Genomic DNA, 24,154 nt, shown 5'->3' on the forward strand with positions numbered 1-24,154 from the left:
GGCAAACTCGCTATAGTGATAATGAATATGGCAGCAAGACCAGCAAGACAGGAGGTAGACAATCATCATGACAAAAGTCGGACTAGTAATGCGCAAAATTCAGTTCACCGAAAATCAAGGGCCGCGTGTATTTGCCGAGCGGTTGAAAGCGCTAAGTGCGGAGCTTGGAGTGGAAATCGTATTTATTTCCCCGGAGCGAAATGTGAGCGGGTATGACTGGTTGCCTGGGTATGAGCATGAGAAGGGCGATCTGGTCAATTATGATATCGTGCTCGATCAAATTAATAAACATGGCATTGAGCATGTACTGTATACGGTATCAGGTTTTACGTTTTTGAATATGTTTTTGTCAAAGAGTGTGTTGTTCCCGCACAGTTTCCCTGACCCGGCGCTGACAGGCTATGAAATGATGAAGCCTTTTTATACGATTGTCAACAAAGCGGTCGTGCAGACGCCATTTCTGAAACGACAAATGGCAACGCAGTTCGGCATTACCGATGTCGATGTGATTCCGATCGGCTTTAGCGAACAATTGGCAGAACGGCATTATAACCCTGATCTGGTCGTCGATAACCGGATTTTGTGGATCGGTCGGGATGAGGACAATCGTCGCCCTGATCTGGTACTGGAATATGCGCGCCGTAATCCGGACAAAGAAGTGTATATGGTGTTTGGCGGCGAGCGCTATCGTGAAAGTATGAAAAAATATAATATTCCGTCCAATATTAAGCTACAGTTTGCCTTATCACAAGATGAGATTTTCCAATTGATGAACAGTGCGAAAGTGTATTGGAGCTGTTCGCGTTTTGATACATTTGCGATGCCACTCACTGAAGCGCTGGCGATGGGCAAAATTGTCGTCAAGCCGGAACATCCGTGTTATGACCATATTAGCTCGACCCATTCGTTTGCCGGTAATGAGCAAAACTGGTTTGAACTGGTCAATATGGCGGTGTCGTCGCCGCGCCGCTATTCGCAGGACAATCGGGATTATGCGTTTGCGACATTTGCGAGCCGGATAATGAAACAAGGTTATCGGAATTTCTATGCGGATTGGCTAAAATGATACCGAGCGGCAAAACATACTTCCATCTACTATTCATCCATACAAGAACGGAGCGAACCCGATGAACAAATTACGCAAAGCGATTATTGATACAGACACGGCTGGCGACGATACGATCGCCATTTTGACGGCGCTGCATCATTTTGATGTGCAAGGCATTATGATGACAGGTGGTAATGTGCAATTTGACCAAGAGGTTGAAAATGCGCTGTATACGATTCAGGTGGCGGGAAAGGGCGGTGCTGACGGAAACATTCCGGTTTACAAAGGCTGTGAGCGTCCGCTGCTCATGACCTGGAATGCGCAGTCGCATCGTACGGTGGAAGATGTACACGGTAGCGACGGGATGGGCGGTTCGAATTTCCCACAAGCGATCCAGCGTCCGGCAGACGGGCATGCGGTCGATTTTCTGATTGAAACGGTGCACCGTTATCCGGGTGAAATTCATCTGCTGGCGATCGCGCCATTAACGAACATCGCGATGGCGATTCAAAAAGACCCGACGATCGTACCGAAAATCCCGCATTTGTACGTCATGGGCGGTACGAACAATGCGCTTGGCAATATTACACCAGCAGCCGAATACAATTTCTATGTCGATCCGGAGGCGGCACATATCGTACTGCGTTCCGGCATTCCGACGACGATGGTCGGTTGGGAAATGTGTACACGCCATTCGCTGATGGATGATAACGACCATGCGGAAATTGCGGCACTCGGCACAGCCGGGGCTCAGTTTTTTATCGATGTGAATCGGGTCGTGATGCAGTTTAACAAACAGGTGCATCGACTGAACGGTACGACACATCCGGACACATTGCTAATGGCGGTCGCTGCGAATGAAGCGGTGATGACGGAAGCGCATAATTATTTTGTTGATGTGGAAACGAAGGGCGAGTGGACGCGCGGCTACAGTGTCGTGGATATTAATGGACGGCTTGGTCAGCAGCCGAATGTGCGGGTGTGTGAACATATCGATCGTCCGCTGTTTAAGCAGATGCTGTTGGATGTGTTGAGCGCGATTAAGTAGGGTGTGTGCATCAACGCCCTAACACAACCTGAATGCAGAGCACTTCAAAAAACGATTGTTTCTCGTCTAGTCGAGAAATAGTCGTTTTTTTATTGCAAATAAAGATTGAAAATTAAACACAATCATTGTATATCGAGCATCGTATTTGGAGAAAAATGAATACATTTTAGCTACTGAGTTGTTTTATAATTAAGTTTGTAATGTTTTTTAAGGATATGCAAAAGGAGACCGAATTTTATGATTAACAAAATCGTATTCATTTTTGCCCTGTTGTTATTTATACAACCTATTTCCATCATTCCTACTACAATTTTGGCTGAACCATCATTGCATAATGACAACAAACTAGCAGACAACCCTGTTAATGCCTATCAACAGCAAGCGCCAGCTACTCCAGCTATTGATCAAAGTACAATTTTATACTCTAAACAGCTAAGCCAATGGAAACAACAATTTCCAAGCTATCAACCGCAATTTCCATCCAAGTTTGTACAGCCAAAACGGTTAGCTTCTTCAGCCAAACCATCCACAGCTGTATCTACGCATCACAACGAAATTTATAAACTTCAGCCCAAATATTTAACGAACAACTTTTCCTTTTCAATGATAGCGTCCACGATTACCGATCAAAATATGGTCATTAGCGCAGGCAATTTCAGAACACGTTCCGATCTTAGTGGCATGAGCTGGGAGTCCCAAGATCATTACAGTCATCCGGATTTAAAATACCCTACCGATGCAAACTTCTCTAATTTAACTTTAACCTATACATATTATTTATATGGTGATGTACCTGCGATGAATGCTACGTTGGCACCGGTATTGACGGTAGAAACTAACAGTGGCGAAGTGTACTATGTTCGCTTATGGAACTATGTCGTGAATCGCGCGCAGGATGATTGGGAAGCAGGAGCGCATATTACATTTCCAGCCGGCAGAACAGCAGGGAGCGCAACCGGCACGACAGGCAATATTGAAATCGATTTTAACAATTTGTATGCAGGTTGGCAGCCATATGTGCAAGAAAGCAAGCTCACTACCGATGGTACCCAACAATACTCCACACAATGGGTCAAAAATAAAGATTGGAAAAAAGTACCTGTACAAGATATCAAAAAATTAATGTGGACGTATGTGCCCAAAGAATATGATGTCACAGCGACCGACGCGGATTTACATGATTCCAAAAGCTTTTTAGTTAAAATGACCGACTGGACGGTAACAGGCGCTGCTTTTTTACGAACAGAACCGGACGCCAAGCCCGCACAAAAGGTTAGAATTACCGATGATTATGATGATATTTATAACTTGACGCCTGAACGAGTCGTCTCGGATTACCAAAAATTAGGATTTACAGGTTGGGTGACGATGTATGTGGGCGCCTCTCATTATTACGATAAAAAATATGTAAACGGAACGATGCAAATCATTACCGACCATCCGTTTAATGCCGGTTTTGAACAATGGTACGACAATTATATTCAACGACTACAGCAACATCATTTTAAGTTGATCCATTCCATTTCGATGGAAAATGTCGATGCACCTGCCGAATGGTGGCAACGTACATGGAATAATATACCCGCTACTAGCGGTTGGACGCCGCCGCCTCATTTGTTAAGTTTTACTAATAAAGCTGTACAACAATTTTACAAAAGCTATGTGAATGAACTTGCGCAAATGTCAGTGAACAATGGGATGCAGCCTATGATTCAATTAGGTGAACCGTGGTGGTGGTTTATGGAAGGTATGGATCAGAAACCGCCGGCTTTTTACGATCAAGCGACTCGTGATCTGTATAAAAAAGAAACCGGTAAAGCGATGTATGAGTTTAAATCGAGCAATGAATCGATCAAAGGGCATGAAGATTTACTGTACTGGCTAAGAGATAAAAATGGTGAATTTTCGCTTATGCTGCGGGATGAACTCAAAAAAAATAACCCGGATGCGCAATTTACAGTGCTTTTTTTCACGCCATCTGTAATCGATCAAGATCGTGTTCCGGCTATGATGCGCATCGTGAATTTCCCGTATAAACAATGGAAATACCCGAATCTTGATTTCTTTATGCTGGAAGACTATGACTACCTTATTGATGATCAGTCACAAAAACATCGAAATACGTTGACCTATGTACAAGCTCATTTGGGATATCCTGCCAAGCTGATTCATTATTTTAGCGGTTATGTGAGTGACAGACAGCATCTTGAAGTATGGAACAACATCAATCAAGCGATTAATGATGGATTTAATCAAGGTTTTGGGGAAGTGTATGTTTGGGCTTATGCGCAAGTAAAGCGGGATGGCTGGGTGATGCCGGATATGATTATGGCAAGTAAACCTACAGGGTTGTACGAGCAGCCTTTTGAGTTAAGTTTGACAACGACGGCAGATCAAATTAGGTATACGACAGATGGAACCGTCCCGACGCTAACGCATGGCACCGTCTATTCCAAACCGATCCATATCGCTGCTGCCACCACCATTAAAGCCGGTGTCGTCAAAAATGGAGTCATTACCCAAATTTATGATTTTGCGTACGATATCGGTATTAAATAATATGAACATGATCTATTTAAGCGCTTAATCTAAGAGCGGTTTGCGCAAAACGGGAAGCTTTATATTGTGGAGTGTACGTATGATCAGCAGTCAATACGACCAAAAGAGAACAGATGATGATCAATGAATGATTCCAAGACCTCGGGTGACAATCCTCAAGGTCTTTCTTTTTACTTACCGTGTGCCAAATAAAGCGGGCAGTTCAAACTGTCCCAAATTCATCCTATCCCCTCTACCGTATGTTTATGTAATACTGCGATATGTACATAAATGCTTGGACGATTTCGCATGGTGATCTGTATTTAGGTTAGGCGCATTTTTTAATCTAAAAACCGAATGCTGCACAATGAATTTATTTTTATGCATTCGCAGCAGTACTGAAACAAGGTATATAATAAAAAGAAAACCTACGGAGGATCAGCGATCATGTACCGTATTGCGATTTGTGATGATGAGCAGCCGCACAGGGAAGAAGTGCGGCGGATGTTGCTCGATCTGTCCATAAAGTCTGGCATTGAGTTTGAACCGGAAGAATTTACGTCAGGTGAAGCGCTGCTATCGCATTACGAGAACGGTGGCGAACCTTTTCATATGCTTGTGCTTGATATTGAAATGAACGGATTGACTGGCATCGAGACGGCGCGCAAGTTGCGGGAGATGAAGCGGCTGAGCGAACAGATCGTATTTTTGACGAGTTATGCCGAATATATGCTGGAAAGTTTTGATGTGATCACCTTTCAATATTTGCTGAAGCCGGTAAAGCCTGCATTATTTGTTGAAAAGATGCTCAAGCTGTGCCGTTATTTTGCCGAAAAAGAACAGGATATTTTGATCGTCAAATCCGTTGAAGGTGAGCTAGTGCTGCATTATGACGATATTATTGCAATTGAAGCCGCCAAAAGCTTGACCGTCAAACATAAGCTCCACCTTACTACTACACACGGTGTGTATGAAGGACGCGGGCTAATTTCCAGCTATGCCGAGAGTTTGAAAAAGGAGCGATTTTTGCAAATTCACCGTTCGGTGCTCGTCAATTTGTCGCATGTACATAAATTCGCTGGTAGTCGGGTCGTCATGTCTAACGGGATGGAGCTGCCGATCGGACGCTCCAAGCTCAAAGAAGTCAAAGACGCCTGTACCCGTTTTATGGTGTTGAGGATGGAATGATGAGCGCAATGATGCTGTTTTGGCTGCTGAATGTGGGCACAACGCTCGTGATGGCGGTGCAGATTCATTTCTTTTTTAATTCGGTATTTGGTAGCGACAAAAGCAAACCTAACAAAAAATATTGGATCGCCGCTTTTTTGCCGCTAACATTCGCTTATTTAACGCTTAATTTGCCGGATATCGTATCTTCGTTGCTGGCGATTGGAGTTATTTTTGTGTTTGCGCAAGCATATAATGTGTCGCAGAAGTTAAAATTAATGTTTACGATTTTGTATGCGGTGTTGTTGACGCTGATCAATCTTATTTTGATATATCTGTTTATACCTTCATTGCAGTTAGGCATGAGCCAAGTGGTAGATATGAAGACACATATGTTGATCACAGCGATCTTGTTAATCGATTTTACGATTATGTTTGCGATCATTCATGTGATCCGGCTGGTCGTCAAACGCCGCCGCTTTCCGCTAGAAGCGAGGTATGCACTCGCTTTTCTAAGCGTGCCGGTGATCAGCATTTATTTGGTGAACGTGTTTACGATTTATGGTGAGAAAAATGTCCATTATTTTGTGGCTGTGTTTGGCTTTATTATTTTAAATGTACTAGTTGTGTATATGCTCGATACCGTGATCGCCCGTTTTCAATTAACTTTGCAAAATGACCGTTTGCAAAGCCAGATGGATTACCAGGACGCCAATTACGAGAAGACAGTGCATAGCTTCAAAGAGATTAAACGCATTATCCATGATACGAACAAACATCTGCTCGTCATAGCCGAATATATCGAACACGGACGTAGCGAGGAAGCGATCGAGCATATTCGGACGACATTAACGGGCATCGATCATGCATATATGCGAGTGAATACAGGCAATCTCGTTGTCGATGCACTGCTTACTAATGCACTTAATGTTGGGCGCGCGAACGGGATTCGTATCGATACCGAGCTGCGGTTACGCGAGCCAGAGCTACCGATTGAACGCTACGATCTGTCCGTTGTGCTCGGCAATATGTTGGACAATGCGGTCGAAGCTTCGAAACATGTGCGCCAAGCCGAAGATCGGCTTATCCAAGTTGACATTCGATCGAGCGAAGCGGCGCTGTTGATCCGTGTGCGCAATCATACAGAACGCGAAGTAACCGATCTGCGCACACGTAAAGCAAGCCCGGGAGAACACGGCTTTGGGTTGACGAATATCGAGCGTATTTGCGAGAAATATGGTGGTCATATGACGATTGAGACGGCAAATTGTACGTTTGATAATATGGTGATGTTGCCATTTGCTTAATATATGTACGCAAACCTGGTCTGTTGAGGCAAACACCATTGCAGTACGGAATAAGGGGGCGGACTCCCGTCTTGCACAGGAATCTACGAATAGGGAGAGAAGGTAGATTCCCGTGCTCACAAATCGTATAAACATATACTTGTATCACACACGATGAACGTAGCTAGGCTAGTCTATATGACACTAAACTCTACATGTAACGCGGTCAGCCTATTAGTAGTTAAAGCACGTCTTGTCGCGTCTCAGTTTGTATCTATTTTCTGTGCCAAGAGCTTCGAACATGTCGTTCGGGGTTCTTTTTGTGCGTTTCAGGACATGGGGAAGGTGGATGCTTGTCCATACGGTATGCTTTATTCAGAGCTACAGAGCATACTAACTTTTCGAGGAGGATCAACGATCATATGACACAACCGATACATGTCTGGAAAAAAACGACGACAGCAACTATGGTTGCGCTGCTGCTGATATTGCCGATGACCGAAGGAGCAAGCGTCGCCAACGCCGCGACCGAAACGGTTAACACTGCCAGTGTATCCACGTCTACGTACAATATGTCGGCATCTGCCACTGCCGCGCATAACAATCCGGCACAGGCGAAAGCGCAAGAAATGATCGCAGCGCTGATGGCGAATTATGGGGTGACCGGGGCGCAGTATGCGATCCGGGATCATGGGCAAATTATGCTATCTGGCGGCACAACGCTGGACGATAACGGCAATCCACAAATGATCGATGCAGGCAGTATGTTTGGCGTCGGCTCGGTGAGCAAAATGGTTGTGACCGCTGCGACGATGATGTTGGTCGATGATGGCAAAGTCGATATCGACCAGCCGTTGACGACATACATTCCTGATTTCCAAATGGCGGACGAGCGTTACCGCCAAATTACCGTCCGTATGCTAATGAACCATTCAGCAGGCTTGTACGGTTCACATTACAAAAATTCGATTCTGATGGACGATAATGATACGCAAAATTACGATCAACTGTTGAGCAATCTGCGCAAACAGCGCCTAAAGTCCGCTCCAGGCGCCTATTCGGTATATGCGAACGACGGCTTTCAACTGCTGGAATTGCTAGTGGAGCGGGTAAGCAAAATGAGTTATAGCGAATTTTTGCACAAACGTGTGAGCACACCACTCGGTCTGAGCGCTACCGAAACGCCGCTCGATCCATTCGATCGCAGCAGGCTTGAACCGCTCCGTTTGCCAGGCATTCCGAATGCACTGCCACCGGAAAATGCGAATATTCTCGGCACAGGCGGCGTGTATTCTACCGCACAGGAACTGACACAGTTTGCGGAATTGCTGATCGGCAAGCGTCCTGATCTGTTGTCCGTACAATCGGCACAAGCGATGTTGAAGCCGGAATATCGTAACGGTGTGTGGGTGCCAGACACAAAAAACGCATTTGGTTATGGGCTTGGTTGGGATTCCGTCGATCTTGAACCGTTTGGCGATTACGGTATTCGCGCGGCGACGAAAGGCGGCGATACGATTATGTATCATTCCGCATTGATCAGTTTGCCGGATGACGATATTTCGATCGCATTGGTGACGGCTGGCGGTTCGTCTGTATTTAATACGACTGCGGCGACGAATATTTTGTTGCAATATTTGAAGCAGAACGGCGCGATTACCGATATTTTGCCTGAACCGACATTCGAGCAGCCGCGCCAACAAACGATGCCGGAGGCGATGAGTCAATATGCAGGCTTGTACGGTACGGTAGGCGAAACGCGTACGGTGGACATCCACAACGATACGATCGATATGCCTGCAATGATGAGCAATCTGATTCCGGCGCAAGCGTATGTGTATACCGGCAATGGTGAATTTACAAGTCAAGACGGACGTACCGTACTTGCTTTTGACGAACAGACGAATGGGCATACGTATATACGTATCCGCAGCGATATCGAGTTGCCTGGCATCGGCAATACGCGGATGGCATTTTATGAATTGCAAAAGTTGGATAACCATCCGGTTGATGAGGCGGTAGCGAACGTTTGGAAACAGCGCGATGGGAAAGCGTATTATGCACTCGATGAGAAAATCAATTCATTTTTCTATATTTCGCCTTCGATTCTGACGAAGACGATCAAGCTGGATGCCGCTAGCGGTTATGCGAACGGTGCGCAGATTATCGATGCCGATCATGCGGTCAATATTGCCGAAATTCCAGTTATGAACGGACGCGATACATTCGATCTGAACTTTACCCGTCAACAGGGAATCGAATATTTGCAAGCAGACGGACGCACCTATATGAACGAAGATGCGATAGAGACGCTACCTGCCGCGCCAGCTGCGATCGTAACGATCCCCGCTTCAGGCAATGTGCGCTGGTTTAACATTTCGGCAAGCACAGCCGGCAAAACAATGACCGCAGAACTGCCTGCCCATGCAGGCTTTGTCGTGTATGACAAAAACGGCTCCCCGGTCAGTCTTTCAGTCGCTACAGGTTCTAATACGGCTGTATTGCCGGAAGGCGGCAAAGTTGTATTTGGCGGACAAGCCGGGGATGTGCTGAAGCTGACGCTGGCGCAACAGTAAAGTACAAATATTCAGAGCAACAATCCCGCGTAAACCTTCAGAATTAATATGAAAAATTGGGACGAGAAACAAATGTCAGAAAGCCGATTATGAAAAGCTGTATCCATCAAAAATCCGATTCCGGTTGCATATGACGGAAATCGGATTTTTGGTTTGATCAAAAAAGTATACAGTTGATTGCATTTAAAACAAACAAATGTATACAGTAAGCATGATTTTTTTATTGCATATGTATATCATGGTGTGCGCAAAATATCATCTACCAACACATCAAAATAGCTGATTGGAGACAAACGAGCCAAAAAGCTAACATGTGCTTGATTTGAGAAATCAGGAAATGCCAAGTGATCAGGAATTGATTTTTTTCCCTTTCATCGATGCTTCCTCATACAAAATATGAATAGTTCTTCTCAAGGATCGACTCATTAAAAAATCACCTCAGGCACAGCACCAAACTTGCCTTTCATATAAAGTTGAGACCAGTTATGGTTGTTATACGTAATGCCTTCAAACTCTTTCAGTGAGAACACAATCGTACTTTCAGTTTCCCGATCTTTATCCACAAAATAAATTTGTTCTTTTGCAAAAAAGTCGGGATTTAATAAGAATGGATTGTGAGTGACCAACAGAAATTGTGCTCGTTGTTGCATGCCTTCATTCAGAAAGTTGTTAATGATTCCTTCTTGTAATCTGAAATGGTAATGACTTTCAAATTCATCGCTAACGTATAAACCTCCATATAAAATAGATTCATAAATATGCAGGGAGTTGGCGAGAAACTTACGTGTACCTGACGATTCCAAACCCATAGACAACGTATAATTGTTGTCACCAACCTGATGGATCGTTTCGATACGATATTGTCTGTTTTTACGGGCATCATTCAGTATTTTTTTTTGCATAGTTGTAGGCATTTGTGCAAAAGCATTGGAGGTTGAAAGTGCAGCTACAATATCATCTGTTACATCTTGAATATGAAAGTTTGCTAAAGCAAAATCAAAATCGGTCAAATTTTGTAAAATATATTGCTTAAACGCTTCATTTTTGTTTAGTGCTTCTGTAAATTCATTTAAATTCTCACCATTAGAGTCAAACCGAAGCTCGCGGTTCAGAAACTGTCCGCATATTTCTGCAAGATTAAAGCTTAGTGTACTCACTTCATCCGCATAAAATGTTTTGTTGATGTCAAATAGTATTAAAGATAAAACAAGCTTATGGGTGATATTTTCCTGTTTGATCTTTTCCAAAATACGAGAAATGTCTAGAGAGGATTCAATAACGTCGTACAAACGTTTGAAAATAAATACAGGTTGATCTAGTTTTGTTTTTAACACTTTACGATAATACAGTACTTCCTGTTTAATCTTTTGTAAGCTGTGATCAAACGAAAATTCGTAATTAATAAAATAGGAAGATGGCGGATGATCAAGTTGTTCGGTAATTTCAGTTACAAATTCGATCTTAAAAGTGGAGATCGGATTATCATCAAAGGCATACGGTTGGAGAGGGAATTCGATATCATCCGGTGTAAGAAAGGAAACGCTGTTTAAAAAATATTCGCGCATCACACGTAACCCGATTAAAACATTTGTTTTTCCTGAAGCATTAGCGCCAAGTAGCAGTGAACCGTTTAAAATGGCTCTTTTACGAGCATTGTCATAATATTCGAATAAAATATTATCTTTAAAAATGCTCGCATTACTATAAGAATGATTAAATGAAATTTCCAACTCGTTTTTTATCGATAAAAAGTTGCTTACTGAGAATTTAGATAGCATATTATCCCTCCTTTGTACAGTATAACAAAGTTGAGTCGAAATAGAAAAAATAATTTAGAACGTTTTTTGGATGATTTTAAGCGCTATTTAATTGAATATTTTATTTATGAGAATAGTCTTCCTATTTTACATTGACATTATATTTAAACCCAAACATAGCAACACATTCGACACATCCTACCTATATACTACATAATCATACAATTACTACTTGATAAAATTATAATTTGTACCGATACAATTCATAATAGGTACATAGCAAGCATTATACATGGAGATACGGAGGAAATTGCATGAGCTTTAAGTTGCGTACCGGATTGGTACTCATCTTCATTGTGCTCTCGCTTGTGTTGTCGATTGCGCTCGGTCTAGTGTTGAATCGATATGCGGTACATAGTGTAAAAGAGGAGATTGGACAAGCGCTGTCCAGCACTGCTTATGATACGGCAGATAAGCTGGATAATTTTATGTGGACACATGCGGGAGAAATGGATTTACTGGCACGTTTGCCCGTATTCATGCAATCGGTCAATACAAAAGATATACACGACATGCTCGATCAGCTTCAGACGAATGTCCCGTCTTTTTCATGGATCGGTTATTTGAACACAAAAGGGACGGTCATTGCTTCGACTGACAATATTTTACTCGGTCAGGATTTATCGCAGCGACCTGTATTTCAACAGGGTATCCGGCACAAGTTTATCGGGGATGTGCATGATGCCGTCTTGCTTGCCAAATTATTGCCTAATCCGAGTGGGGAGCCATTGCAATTCGTCGATATTAGCCTGCCGGTCATCGATCGTTCTGGACGCACGGTTGGCGTGCTTGCGGCGCATCTAAGTTGGGAATGGGCGCGTGAAGTAAAGCGTTCCATGTTATCGTCGCTGCATCGTGCATCTAATCATGTCGATCTGTTTATTATTAGTCATAAAGATCGTACGATTTTGCTCGGTCCGGATCATATGATTGGACAAACGCTAAAGCTAAACAGTGTGACCGAAGCTCAAGCAGGGCATGACGGCTGGCAGCTGGAGCAATGGCCAGATGGCAAAACATATTTAACCGGCTACGCCTATTGCAAAGGATATATGGATTACAAAGGACTGGGCTGGATAGTACTTGTGCGCCAGCCTGAATCGATGGCACTCGCTTCGGTCATCGAATTAAATCGTTTTAGCGTAATGGCGGCAATTTGCGCTGCCGCTCTGTTTGCTGTGATCGGCTGGTTTGTGGCTGGCTGGATTGCGCTGCCGATTTTGCGGCTGACGAGGCGTGCCGATCGGCTTGCCGCTGGTGAGGATGTTACGTTGCCGGAAAAAGGCGGTTTTGACGAAATTCAGATTTTATCGCGTTCGCTAAATCGGATGCTACGTTCGCTCGTGCAAAAAGATGCTGAGCTGGGGCAGATGCAAACGATCGCTCATTATGATCATTTGACCGGGTTGCCCAATCGGACTGCACTGGAAAACTATCTAGAGCAGACGATTGGAGCGGTCGATGAGCAGGGGCAGCAACTTGGCTTTTTGTATATCGATCTGGATGGATTTAAAAAAGTTAATGACACGCTCGGTCACCAGGCAGGCGACCATCTGCTGCAAAAGGTTGCCCAGCGACTGAATGAAATCGCCCAGGCAGGCGATATTACGGTACGTCTTGGTGGTGACGAATTTCTCGTCGTACTGCGCACGTCAGCCGAGCAACTGGCTGCAGCAGTAGCGCAATATGGGCAGGAGGTGATCGCCAGTTTGAATCGACCGTTCGTGTTGGAATACGAGAAAGTTGTCATCGGTTGCAGCATTGGTGCCGCCCTGTATCCAGTCGATAGCGATAACCCGATTGAGATTATGCGGATGGCAGATCAGGCGCTGTATCAATCGAAGCGAGCGGGGAAAAATCGGTTGACCTTTTATGAGGAAACGGCTGCTGTATCACTAGTATAAGCATAAACGATTACAAATATCGTTAATAACGTCATAAAGCCAGTTCTACGCTGCATTGTGCAGTATAGAACTGGCTTTATTTGTATACTGTAGTCGATGGACTCATCGTATGTTGACGCTTAATAATGTATTAATAAATCAACCTAAAGGCGATATCGCATTCTACCATGTAATGAAGACAGCCTACTAGCAATCCCCACAACTTAGCGTCGCTGCCCCGCAATTCGCTGTCCGATCACAAGCATAATAAAGAGTACTGCCAGCGACCCGATAATCGTCACAATGGATACAATCAAATACCCGAATCCTGCCCAACCAGGCTGAAATAAGCTGTATAACATCAATATAGCACCTAGCAGTACGCCGATCAGCCCTGGTATAAACTGAATTGTACGTGATTGCTGATTTCGCCGTGTCAATATGATACTGACGAGCAGCAAAACGAGCGCAACGCCGCCGCCAATTCCGAGTAATCCCATTTTTGCACCTCCTCTGTGCATCTGTTGCCATGCTTGTATTTGCCATTCGCGCCAGCTATGTCATTCGATTACACTCTACAGCTTAAGCACTACCGCGCGTACGGGATAGTTGGTAAAAGAGCTGGAACATAAGCAATACTAGCCCGATCAGACAAGTGCCGATCATTGCAAGCGAGAAGGCAGCAATGCCTTGCCATATCCCTTGTTTCATATCTACATCGATATACAGCAGCACCAGCCCAGCAACAAGCCCAAGCAATCCCGGCAAAAAGCGCAAAATCCGTGGTGTAACGAAAAAGTACGTCAGCAGCAATCCAAGCAAATACATTACAAGCCCAGCACCTAGCCCGGCATATACAAGCGGATGAATCGGTTGCATATACAAATCCCCCTTTCGATCAATCGGTCTCCTGTCCATCTTACCATCTGTACGGTGTCGGCAACACTGTTACATGGCACTGTATCTGTTTCGGTTAGATTAGTTAGTTTGCCTGTATATTTAGCATGAGTACACTGAACGAATCGTATACGTTATAGTTCATAAGTACAAAAAGGGTAAATGTCGAATTGAAATCGTATCATATTGAAAAAATGGAACAGTCTCTACGGCTAAGTTCAGATTGGTAAAACTTGCAAAAAAACAATATCAAAAGCAGTTTAGGCAGCAAGCGACAGGGTAATGTGAATATAGGAAAAGAGAACTGCTTAAAATGTGCAACATACGCTATATTCCTCCATTCTGTCGATCATTTTTCCGACTTCAAGCTTATTGTAAGCGCTTCATAACAACGGTATTGTAGGATGCAATCGTAATGCTGTTGTTGTATGAGCTGCTATTCATGCAACATTCGATTAGCGTGCCGAGGGCGATCATAGTTGCTTGAAGATCGCTTTAATCGTTCGTTTCACTCGTTTCATCTATTAATCTTGAAAGGGATGATATTATGAAAAAATGGTTAAGTGCATGCCTTGCGGCTGTGCTGCTCGGGCTAACCTTAACGGCGTGTGGCGACGATCATGCTGCCGACAGCAATGTGGTACAGCTTGAGTTTTTCCAAAATAAGCCGGAAGCGAAAGCAAGTTTTGATGAATTGATTGCCAAATTCAACCAAGAGCATCCAACGATCCGGGTCAGTCAAGTTAATCCGCCTGATGCGGAAACAGTACTAAAGACGCGTGTCGTTAAAAATGACGTACCCGACATAATCGGCATGGGCGCTACCGATACCTATTCGTTGTTGGCACAGAGCGGCATTTTCCTTAATTTGACCAATGATCCGCTCTTGCAAAAGGTGAATCCACAATACGTACAGATGTTAAGCGATGTGTCGGGTAGGCAGGAAGTGAATGGCATTCCATTTGCGCTTAATGCAAGCGGTATTATTTACAATAAAGCGATTTTTGCAAAGTTCGGCTTGTCGGTGCCAAAAACATGGGATGAGCTAATCGCTACGGCACAAAAGGCAAAAGAGGCGGGTGTTATTCCATTTTATTTTACGTATAAAGATGACTGGCAAAGCAATTTGCCGTTTAACGATATGGGCGGTTCGCTCGTCGGAATCGATTTTTATAAACAGCGTCGTGAAAACAAAACGACATTTGTAGCAGCCTATCAGGAAGTAGCTAAAAAGCAACTGGAATTGCTGAATTATGGGCATAGCGATAATTTTGGTAAAGGTTATTCGGATGGCAACCGTGCCTTCGGTAATGGGCAAGCTGCGATGTACATTCAAGGTAGCTGGGCAATTTCCGAAATTCGCAAAGTGAACCCGGATATTCAACTTGGCTTTTTCCCGCTGCCGGCAAGTAATGATGAATCACAAACAAAGCTGACCGCAGGCGTTGATACATTGCTCGCCATCTCTAGCCAGACCGAACATCCAGAGCAAGCCAAACAGTTTCTGTCGTTCCTACTGGAACCGCAAAACAGCCAGCAATATATCGACCAGCAAAATCTGTTTTCCGCCGTGGACGGTGTACAGCAGCAGGATGATAGCGTCGCTCGTCTACTGCCTTATTTTGAACAGGGCAAAATCGTCGACTTTGTTGATCACTATATCCCGAGCGCCGTACAGCTTAACCCGACTGTACAGGCATTTTTGCAAAATAAAGACATTAACGCATTTCTAAGCACACTGGATCAAGAGTGGGATAAAGTAGCGGCGCGCCGGGCGAGTTAGCAGATGTAGATAACATCGTTAGCGGTATAGTAAACAGGACGTTTGCATAGCCAAAGATCATACGGCTGCATTTGTGTTCGAGTATGTTTATCGTCTCGGGACAGACGCTGGGCATTTCATCGCTGTCTACTACGATCTACTAAATATGCTCAGTAATGAACTTCATTTGAGTAGTATGGAATATTTCCTCCGTACTGCACGATCTACCAAATATGCTCGGTAATGAACGCCTTGTCTGGATTGGCGTCATCATCGTGCCGGTATGGCAGGGCATAACGCTAAATACGATCGTGTTTATAGTATTCAAACACTGGGAGCAGCATGTATAGTTGCTTATCGTGCGGCACGGCTCAGTTACTACTTGTGTTTGTTGCTGCGTTGCTTACCAGTTTATACAAAAGCCTATATAATGTCTCACTTGTAAGCGCTATCTAAGCAAGCATTACTATACTATACCGAATAAGAAAGGAGCTATTCCAATGTCCAAACGTATGTATACGTATTACTGGATGACGATTCCGGCGGTATTGCTGTTTTTCTTGTTTTTGACATTGCCGGCGATTCAAGGTGTGTATTATTCGTTTACGAATTATAACGGTTTTGGTCAAACGTATGACTTTATCGGGCTACGCAATTATGTGAACTTGTTTACCGACAATGTAGTTGGTGATGCGTACTGGTTTACGATTAAATTTGCGGTCGTAGTAACGATTGTAGTTAATATTTTTAGTTTGCTGATTGCGTTAGGGTTAAATGCAAGCATTCGGCTGCGCAATTTTTTTCGGGGGATTTATTTTCTGCCTAACATTTTGAGCGTATTGATCGTTGGATACATATTCAATTATTTGTTTTCCAATGTGTTTACCGTCTGGGGGCAGACGCTGGGCATTGCATCGCTGTCGACCAATATGCTCGGTAATGAAAGCCTTGCCTGGATTGGCGTCGTCATCGTGGCGGTATGGCAGGGCATTGCGCTAAATACGATTTTGTATTTGGCAGGGTTGCAGACGATTCCAAGCGATGTGTATGAGGCGTCCAGTCTGGACGGTGCGAGCAAATGGCGCGAATTTTGGAGCATTACGTTCCCACTTATCGCTCCATTTTTCACGATTAATATGGTGCTGGCGATGAAAAATGCGCTGATGGTATTTGACCAGATCGTGGCGCTGACAAACGGTGGGCCAGGGCGCGCCACGCAATCGATCTCTTTTCTGATCTATACCGGCGGTTTTGAAGGCGGCGAATTTGCGTATCAGTCCGCGAACTCGGTCATTTATTTTATCGTGATTGCGTTTATCTCGATCGTGCAGATTCGTTTCCTGCAAAGAAGGGAGATGGATATGTAATGAAAGCAACACGTCGAATCAACTTGCCGATTAATATCGTTGTGGCGATCGGTACGATTGTCATCCTGTTCCCGCTCTATATGGCGCTCACGATTGCGCTCAAAGACCCGCAGCAGATGGCACAATCGCTGTTCGGTCTGCCGACGAACTGGCGATTTGATAACTTTGCCAATGCGATCGAAGTGACGAATTTCTTCCAAGCGTTCCGCAACAGTGTGCTGGTCACGACGAGTACGGTCGTGCTGACGCTACTGACGAACTCGATGGTCGCTTATGCGATTGGGCGCAATATGCAGCGCAGTAAATTTTTTAAAGGATTGTATTTTTATTTTGTGAGTGCGATGTTCATTCCGTTTCCGATCATTATGCTGCCGATTGTGAAGCTGACCGCAACGCTGCATATGACCAATCTGGTCGGATTGACCATTTTGCATACGGTATATGCGCTCGCTTTTAATGTGTTTGTATATGTCGGTTATATTCGCTCGATTCCAGTTGCGCTAGAGGAAGCGGCAACAGTGGACGGTGCGAGCACATGGGGGACGTTTTGGCGGATTATTTTCCCGTTGATGGCACCGATTAATGCGACGGTTGGCATTCTTGTCTGCTTGTCCACATACAACGATTTCCTGTTGCCATTGATTATCGTGAGCGATCAGACGATGTACACATTACCGCTCGTACAGTACATTTTCCAGGGGCAATTTAACACCGATTACAATCTGGCGTTTGCATCGTACTTGCTGGCAATGCTGCCGATGATTATCATTTATCTGTTTGCCCAGAAATGGATCATTAGCGGCGTGACACGCGGTTCGGTGAAGTAACAGGTGTTAGTAAATTGAAGTGCGAGTGTAAACAAGTCTGTTCATTAAGCGATCAGGAAGTACACCTAAACGGAATGAAAGTGAGACAGCTTATTAGCTTGACTGCTTTAAATATTGGCTTTAAATTGGATAGCTGTCCTTATTTATAAAGGGGATTTGTACAAAATCAAACTATATATTGAAGATGGTCAAAACACTATTCGTATTTGCTATGGCGCAAATGTAAATCTATAGCTCAACATAAGCTTGTTCTTCGCCTATTCGATCTGCAATTGTAGATGGCGCAAATATAAATATATAGCTCAAGACAAGCTTCTCCGGTGCAGCCGTTTGGTTGGATAGGAGAAGCTTTTGGCATTGAAAGGGAAGTTCATACCGTAAGTTGCCTGCATTTGCTAGCGCAAGCGCTTGGCGGCTTCGGTCGATTGGCTAGTCTCATCGTTTTTTACAGCAAATGATATCATGTTGTTGTTTAAAGTGCTGTAAGCGATCACTATTGAATACACATACAAGCTCAATTAGCGACTTACCTTTATATTGTAAATAACTTTTCTATAAGATAAGATGGAGGTGAAAAACCTGTAAATCCCATTTTTGCTTAATTAAGGAGGTACATGTTGATGCCAAAAAAAGGCTATCTGCTGAAAAAGGGTACCGTTTTGACGATGGACAATGTGTTAGGCAGTTATCGGCAAGCGGATGTGCTCATTGAAGGCTCGCGTATTGAACAGATTGCGCCTAATCTGCACGTATCTGAGCATGATTATGAGACGATGGATGCGACAGGTATGATCATTTTGCCGGGATTGGTCGATACACATCGTCATGTGTGGGAATCGCTTGTGCGGACAGCAGGGGCGAACTGGTCGCTGCCTGTTTATTTGCAAAACTTGTATTATGGCGGGTTGGGCAGTCGTTTGCGTCCACAGGATAGTTATATCGGCAATTTGCTCGGCGCATTGGAAGCGCTTAATTCCGGTGTGACTACATTGCTCGATTGGAGTATGCCGTATTCACCAGAACATACGGATGAGCTGATTCGCGGTTTGCAAGAGTCAGGCATGAGAGCGGTGTTTGCACTCGGTGTGAATGGGGAAACCGAATATTGGAATCGGGACAGTCGTCTCGTCGTGTCGGATGATGTGTATCGGGTGAAAAAGCAATATTTTGCTGCGGATGACGGATTATTGACGCTAGGACTGGCAATTCGTGGGCCGGAATTTAGTCACTGGGATACGACTGTGACCGAAATTGGCATCGCGCGTGAGTTAAATGCGGTCTGTTCGATGCATATCGGTTTTGGTAACTGGGGCGCTAGCGATCATTCTGTCACTCGTTTGTATGAAGCAGGTTTGCTTGGGTCTGATCTGAATATGGTGCACGGCAACAAAATGCTGGCGGACGAGTACCGGATGCTGGCGGATGCCGGCGCTTCATTGTCGGTCACACCAGAGGTGGAGATGATGATGGGGCATGGCTATCCGGCGACCGGATTTTTTATGGAGCAAGGCGGTATGCCAGCGCTTGGTGTCGATGTAGTCACCTCGACAGCAGGTGAGATGTTCACCCAGATGAAGTTTGCGCTGCAAGCGGAACGGGCACGGGTCAATGAACAGATTATCGCTTCTGGCAATATGCCGATTGAGCTAAATGTAGGCGCGGTGCAAGCGCTGGAAATGGCAACGACCGCTGGCGCACGCGCACTGCGGCTCGATCACCAGATCGGGCAGCTAAAGCCGGGGTATGAAGCCGATCTGATGATGATTCGCGCATCCGATCTGAATTTGCTGCCGGTGATCGATCCGATTGGCGCAGTCGTACAATTTGCGCAGCCGTCCAATGTCGATACCGTGTTTGTCGCTGGGCGTGCGGTAAAACGGAACGGTCAGCTTGTCGGTGTCGATCTGGAACGTGTGCGTAAACTTGCCCTCCAAAGCCGTGAATATTTGGCGCAACAATACACATTTAGCGATGTAGATCGGATCGTGTATTCATAAACGTCAAGCGGCGGCAGTTTGGTAGTGTATGTTATAGCAGGGCAAGACAGCGATCGGGCAGGTACAATGAACGGACATGCCATTCGAGCTGTTTGGCAAATGCTTGACTGTAAGCTGGTCGACTGCACATTGGTTTGGTTGAAGTGTGCTGAAGCGATTTATTTTGTTCTATTGAAATCGATAGCGTAGTCAAATGGAAGGTTAAAGCAAAGCAAACTCCCGGTTCAGCAGAAACGGGAGTTTGTTTGTACCGATATCGATACCGATAAGCGATCGATTGCCTGCTTATTGGCAGTGTTGTGCAGCGTGCTTGTTGTCTTGTGCCGATCAACGATGTATGGATTCATGATAATTACTGAATCGTTCTGTTGTACGATGCCAAGCTGCGAATGCGAAGCGATCCATTCGTTTACTACAATCACATTCTGCTGCGGCATCGAGACGATTGCTTTCCAGCGGCAAGTGATTCACTCGTCTACCACAATCCCTATTTATTCGACTTCCGTTTCAGACTGCGCATCTATCGCTTCGTTCTGCACCGTCCGCAGCGGAGCCGTCCATTCGCAAAATAGTGCATAATCCCGTTCCACCTGATCGGCATAAGCGTACGCCCAGCGTGAAAGATGATGGGCAAAATGATCCGGCTCGTCGCCCATCGCCGCGGCGATTTCACGCTCGCTATGATAATTCAGAATGCCTTGACTCAGGTCGGCGTCGGCGCGTGCATGCATTTTGGCAGTCAGATTGCCCATGCTGGTGACGATTTTTTGCATATCGTTCAGATCGGTAATATTTTCTAGCTTCAGGCGCTTTTTGTACGGAGAACGTTCACGCACATAAAAGTCCCGTCCATCCAATGTCACAAAGCCCAAATACGGATCGGCTTTATGGTGCATCGCTTGTTGGGTCGTTGTCACCCGTTTGCCTTGAGGGGCAAAGTTATGCCAGAACGATTCGCTATAGGGCAGGAAATAAGCAGGCACCGGTGCGCGCACTTCTTTGACTTCCAACACGATATCGTCTGCGCCTTGTTGCTCGGCTCCGCCTTCGATCAGCACATAATAACGATCCAGTCCGATCGATGCCGTACCAGAGCCGTGTTTAATCGCAATATCTTTAATATTGTAGTGTGCTACATCGTCTTGGCAGCACAGTAATGATTGTTGATACTCCCCCCACACCTGTTCTAGCAATTGCTGCTCATGGGCGGATGGAACGACCAGCTCGCTATTTTCCAAAAACACACGATCCGTTTGCATTACCGCTGTTACTTTTTCCAGAAAATGACCTTGCCGTCGCTTTTCCAGCTTGCGCAGCAATTTGCGAATCGGGCCGTTTGCCTGTTGTTCATCCATACAAAATTTGCCCGGATCATCTTTACCGGCAGCAAAGCGGCGAATTTGTTTGTAATATGCTTGCACATACTGCTCTAGCGCTGTCAGTTGCTGCTGGCGATCATAACTGAGCTGCCGACCAACCAATGCGATACTAACCGACATACGCAGCACATCGTACAAATACGAACCGACATAACCTTCGTCAAAATCATTCACATCATACACAATATCCCTGGATTCATTACGAAAAGCGCCGAAGTTTTCAAAATGCAAATCGCCTTGAATCCATGTCGGACGATCATCCGGTGTATGATACGGAAAATAATGACGAGTAGCGTCAAAATAAAACAAATACGCACTGCCGCGAAAAAACGAAAACGCGGTTTGTGCCATTTTGCGATATTTCTCGGCTCGTTTGGCAGCATCCAATTGCATAATTACACCATCAAATTCATCCAGCACCGAGATGAGCGTATCCCGACGCAGCTTCGTGCGCGTACGAATGACATTTTCCGTAATGGTTGAGTTCATAGGTAACCCTTCTTTCGTATGTATCGTTTAGCCATATGATAGCGTGGGGGGGAAGGATTTTCAACGGTGTGCGTGCGTGTTCGCTTTGATGATGGTGCATCCATCACTATGGGTCGGCACGGCATACACCACTGCGGTACGGAATAAGGGGACGGACTCTTAATCCCAATAATGAACAATAATGGTATTTTGTTGGGATCGATCGCTGGAGGAAACGGATGATTACGCATATGATCCATGCTCATTTTAGACGCTGTTGTATAATTGTATGGCATGGAGACGATAAGAAACATGGATCATACGTGTTCATAATCAATGCAGACATTAGCTTTAACTGTGATTCCATAGAGCTCTATTTATAACTGCTTCCTTTAATTGGGGGGCGAGCTTTTTATTTCCCGGGAAAAGACGTCCAGTGCTGTACGTTTCTCCCAGCCACTAGCTGCCCAAAATGATTTGCCTTCCGCATTGCTGCTCATTACAAAAATATGAGCTTTATCAATGCCTTGCCGCTCCAACGCCTCCATACTGCGAGCAAGCAAATCTTTGGCAATGCCATGTCCGCGAGCTTCGACAGCGACAGCCATATGGTACAAATACGCACGTCGTCCATCATGTCCTGCCAGCAATGTGCCGATGACTGCCTGATGTTCAGGATAGGAAAGATTGACTGCGACATACGAACAGCCTGGATTGCGTTCAAGATAGCGCTCGATTTGGGGGAGTGTATCGGCTTCACTTAGTCCCATGCCTTCGGTATTGCTCCATAAATAATACATCGCGGCATAATCGGCAATGTTCATTTCACGAATCATAATCATACATAGGCTCCTTTTGACGATGAAATGGGGATGGATGTCTAGATTTGTATGTGGGAGCAGACCGTATCGTGTGCTCCCAAGGCATGAAAATAGATACAGGTGTTCGATATTTTTATATTGTTTATTTTATTATTGATTGTTGTGCGGAAATTTTCAATTTTTTCTGGCAATTATGGTTAATAAGGCTTAGCATAGAGGAAGTAAGCGAATGATTTAGTCAGACAACAGGCTCCGCTTTGTCTGATTTTTTGAAGCGGAGTATCACTTTAAACGATTTAAGCATAATTTTTCAGGAGGCAATCCTTTGAATATAAAAAAGAATATGAAAAAATGGCTGTTTTTGGCGCTGATTTTGAGTGCAGTATGTGTAGAAACGATTTCGGCGGCACGGTTACATTCAGATCAATCGCTGACAAGTACAAACAGTACACCGATCCGCGTCAATGCGGTGACAGCGGACGAGACAGGCAGTACATTGGCAAATGCTGGGGATGATGAGGAAAGCAGCCGTGATATCGTATTTGCCGATAGCGCACTTGGTGTGATGATTGAAGGTGAGCCGAATGGACAAGGTATGTACGATCATTTGACGATTCGTACGCCTGTTTTTCAAGGTAATCTGCCAGGACAACAGGTACAGAATCCGACTTATGCGCCGTGGGTAGCTGAAGCAGATTTGGACGGAGACGGACAGCCAGAGCTGATCGTAAATCTGACTTCGGGATACGGTACAGGAATGGAGCTGAATACGATCCAAGTATTTAGCCAAAATGGTGAAAATATTCCGGTGGAAGCGTTACAAACGGGCATGGCACGCCAGTTTAGTGCTAGTATCAATGGCGATCAATTGGCACTGAAGTTAAACGGAGTTGTGCATTCGCTCCCTTTAAAAAACTTGCCAGAGCAGACCGTATCCAGCAAGCCGCCAGTATTCGGCGGAGCGGTACAACAATTTAAGGTTGATCATCATCAAATTACCGCCATTTATTCGCTACAAGTCGGCATAAATGGCTTTATCGGTGAACTGGATGCAACGTATCGTTATGAAAATGGTATGTTGCGCCTGGCACCAGCGAAATTGAATTTGCAATAGACAGCGCATGTATAACAAATACCTGCCTTTACTCGGAAACAAGGCAGGCATTGCAGCGGGATCAGTATGTGCTCATTCAGGCATTATGATCCGGTCAATCTAGTACGTTGACCGAGATTCATTCAAGTGTTGAATCAGTTTTAAGGTCGCATTGATCAC

Annotated in this window: 17 protein-coding genes; 12 read left to right on the plus strand and 5 right to left on the minus strand. The window is 44.8% G+C overall.

Annotated features, from left to right (window positions below; genetic code table 11):
• Positions 1 to 67 precede the first annotated feature (67 nt).
• The 6 genes from U1I11_RS11475 to U1I11_RS11500 all read left to right on the plus strand — a co-directional run bounded on the left by U1I11_RS11475 (position 68) and on the right by U1I11_RS11500 (position 9,663).
• Positions 68 to 1,066 (plus strand): glycosyltransferase, encoded by a 999-nt coding sequence (locus U1I11_RS11475; protein ID WP_322906268.1) that lies wholly within the window; start codon positions 68 to 70, stop codon positions 1,064 to 1,066.
• A gap of 61 nt (positions 1,067 to 1,127) precedes the next feature.
• Positions 1,128 to 2,096, plus strand: coding sequence for a nucleoside hydrolase (locus tag U1I11_RS11480; RefSeq protein ID WP_322906269.1), 969 nt, complete (start codon positions 1,128 to 1,130; stop codon positions 2,094 to 2,096).
• Positions 2,097 to 2,333: 237 nt separating this feature from the next.
• The gene (locus U1I11_RS11485) at positions 2,334 to 4,655 is read left to right on the plus strand and encodes a chitobiase/beta-hexosaminidase C-terminal domain-containing protein (protein WP_322906270.1); all 2,322 of its coding nucleotides are present in this window, start codon (positions 2,334 to 2,336) and stop codon (positions 4,653 to 4,655) included.
• A gap of 426 nt (positions 4,656 to 5,081) precedes the next feature.
• Positions 5,082 to 5,822 (plus strand): LytR/AlgR family response regulator transcription factor, encoded by a 741-nt coding sequence (locus tag U1I11_RS11490; RefSeq protein ID WP_322906271.1) that lies wholly within the window; start codon positions 5,082 to 5,084, stop codon positions 5,820 to 5,822.
• Positions 5,819 to 7,108 (plus strand): sensor histidine kinase, encoded by a 1,290-nt coding sequence (locus U1I11_RS11495; protein ID WP_416235616.1) that lies wholly within the window; start codon positions 5,819 to 5,821, stop codon positions 7,106 to 7,108. Before U1I11_RS11490 ends, U1I11_RS11495 begins: the two co-directional genes overlap by 4 nt.
• A 401-nt stretch (positions 7,109 to 7,509) precedes the next feature.
• Positions 7,510 to 9,663 carry a serine hydrolase domain-containing protein gene (locus U1I11_RS11500; RefSeq protein WP_322906272.1) on the plus strand — a complete coding sequence of 718 codons (2,154 nt, stop codon included), beginning with the start codon at positions 7,510 to 7,512 and terminating at the stop codon, positions 9,661 to 9,663.
• 425 nt (positions 9,664 to 10,088) lie between these two features.
• Here the strand turns inward: U1I11_RS11500 and U1I11_RS11505 are convergent, their stop codons facing one another.
• On the minus strand, positions 10,089 to 11,441 hold the full coding sequence (locus U1I11_RS11505; protein WP_322906273.1) for an AAA family ATPase: 1,353 nt from the start codon (positions 11,439 to 11,441) through the stop codon (positions 10,089 to 10,091).
• Between the two features lie 293 nt (positions 11,442 to 11,734).
• Here U1I11_RS11505 and U1I11_RS11510 point away from each other — a divergent pair, with 293 nt between their 5' ends.
• Positions 11,735 to 13,384, plus strand: a complete 1,650-nt coding sequence (locus tag U1I11_RS11510; protein ID WP_322906274.1) for a GGDEF domain-containing protein — start codon at positions 11,735 to 11,737, stop codon at positions 13,382 to 13,384.
• A 203-nt stretch (positions 13,385 to 13,587) separates the two neighbouring features.
• Here the strand turns inward: U1I11_RS11510 and U1I11_RS11515 are convergent, their stop codons facing one another.
• Positions 13,588 to 13,863 (minus strand): hypothetical protein, encoded by a 276-nt coding sequence (locus U1I11_RS11515; protein WP_322906275.1) that lies wholly within the window; start codon positions 13,861 to 13,863, stop codon positions 13,588 to 13,590.
• An 82-nt stretch (positions 13,864 to 13,945) separates the two neighbouring features.
• Complete coding sequence (locus U1I11_RS11520) at positions 13,946 to 14,242, minus strand: hypothetical protein (protein WP_322906276.1); 297 nt, start codon at positions 14,240 to 14,242, stop codon at positions 13,946 to 13,948.
• A 565-nt stretch (positions 14,243 to 14,807) separates the two neighbouring features.
• Between U1I11_RS11520 and U1I11_RS11525 the strand changes: the two genes are divergently transcribed.
• The 4 genes from U1I11_RS11525 (at position 14,808) to U1I11_RS11540 (ending at position 20,213) form a co-directional block, all read left to right on the plus strand.
• Positions 14,808 to 16,043, plus strand: coding sequence for an ABC transporter substrate-binding protein (locus U1I11_RS11525; RefSeq protein WP_322906277.1), 1,236 nt, complete (start codon positions 14,808 to 14,810; stop codon positions 16,041 to 16,043).
• 479 nt (positions 16,044 to 16,522) lie between these two features.
• Positions 16,523 to 17,389: a carbohydrate ABC transporter permease gene (locus U1I11_RS11530; RefSeq protein WP_322906278.1), complete on the plus strand. Its 867-nt coding sequence runs from the start codon at positions 16,523 to 16,525 to the stop codon at positions 17,387 to 17,389.
• Positions 17,389 to 18,216, plus strand: a complete 828-nt coding sequence (locus U1I11_RS11535) for a carbohydrate ABC transporter permease (protein ID WP_322906279.1) — start codon at positions 17,389 to 17,391, stop codon at positions 18,214 to 18,216. The genes U1I11_RS11530 and U1I11_RS11535 overlap by 1 nt, the downstream gene beginning before the upstream one ends.
• Before the next feature lie 620 nt (positions 18,217 to 18,836).
• Positions 18,837 to 20,213: an amidohydrolase family protein gene (locus tag U1I11_RS11540; RefSeq protein WP_322906280.1), complete on the plus strand. Its 1,377-nt coding sequence runs from the start codon at positions 18,837 to 18,839 to the stop codon at positions 20,211 to 20,213.
• Positions 20,214 to 20,704: 491 nt separating this feature from the next.
• On the opposite strand, the gene U1I11_RS11545 is transcribed toward U1I11_RS11540, so the two are convergent.
• Positions 20,705 to 22,081, minus strand: coding sequence for a DUF2252 domain-containing protein (locus U1I11_RS11545; protein ID WP_322906281.1), 1,377 nt, complete (start codon positions 22,079 to 22,081; stop codon positions 20,705 to 20,707).
• Positions 22,082 to 22,452: 371 nt separating this feature from the next.
• Positions 22,453 to 22,902, minus strand: coding sequence for a GNAT family N-acetyltransferase (locus U1I11_RS11550; RefSeq protein ID WP_322906282.1), 450 nt, complete (start codon positions 22,900 to 22,902; stop codon positions 22,453 to 22,455).
• Positions 22,903 to 23,206: 304 nt separating this feature from the next.
• On the opposite strand from U1I11_RS11550, the gene U1I11_RS11555 reads away from it, so the two are divergent.
• Entirely contained in the window at positions 23,207 to 23,995 is a 789-nt protein-coding gene (locus U1I11_RS11555; RefSeq protein ID WP_322906283.1) for a hypothetical protein, read from the plus strand.
• Positions 23,996 to 24,154 lie beyond the last annotated feature (159 nt).

The sequence above is a fragment of the Paenibacillus campi genome, assembly GCF_034659835.1.
In the GTDB taxonomy this organism is placed as follows: domain Bacteria; phylum Bacillota; class Bacilli; order Paenibacillales; family Paenibacillaceae; genus Saccharibacillus; species Saccharibacillus campi.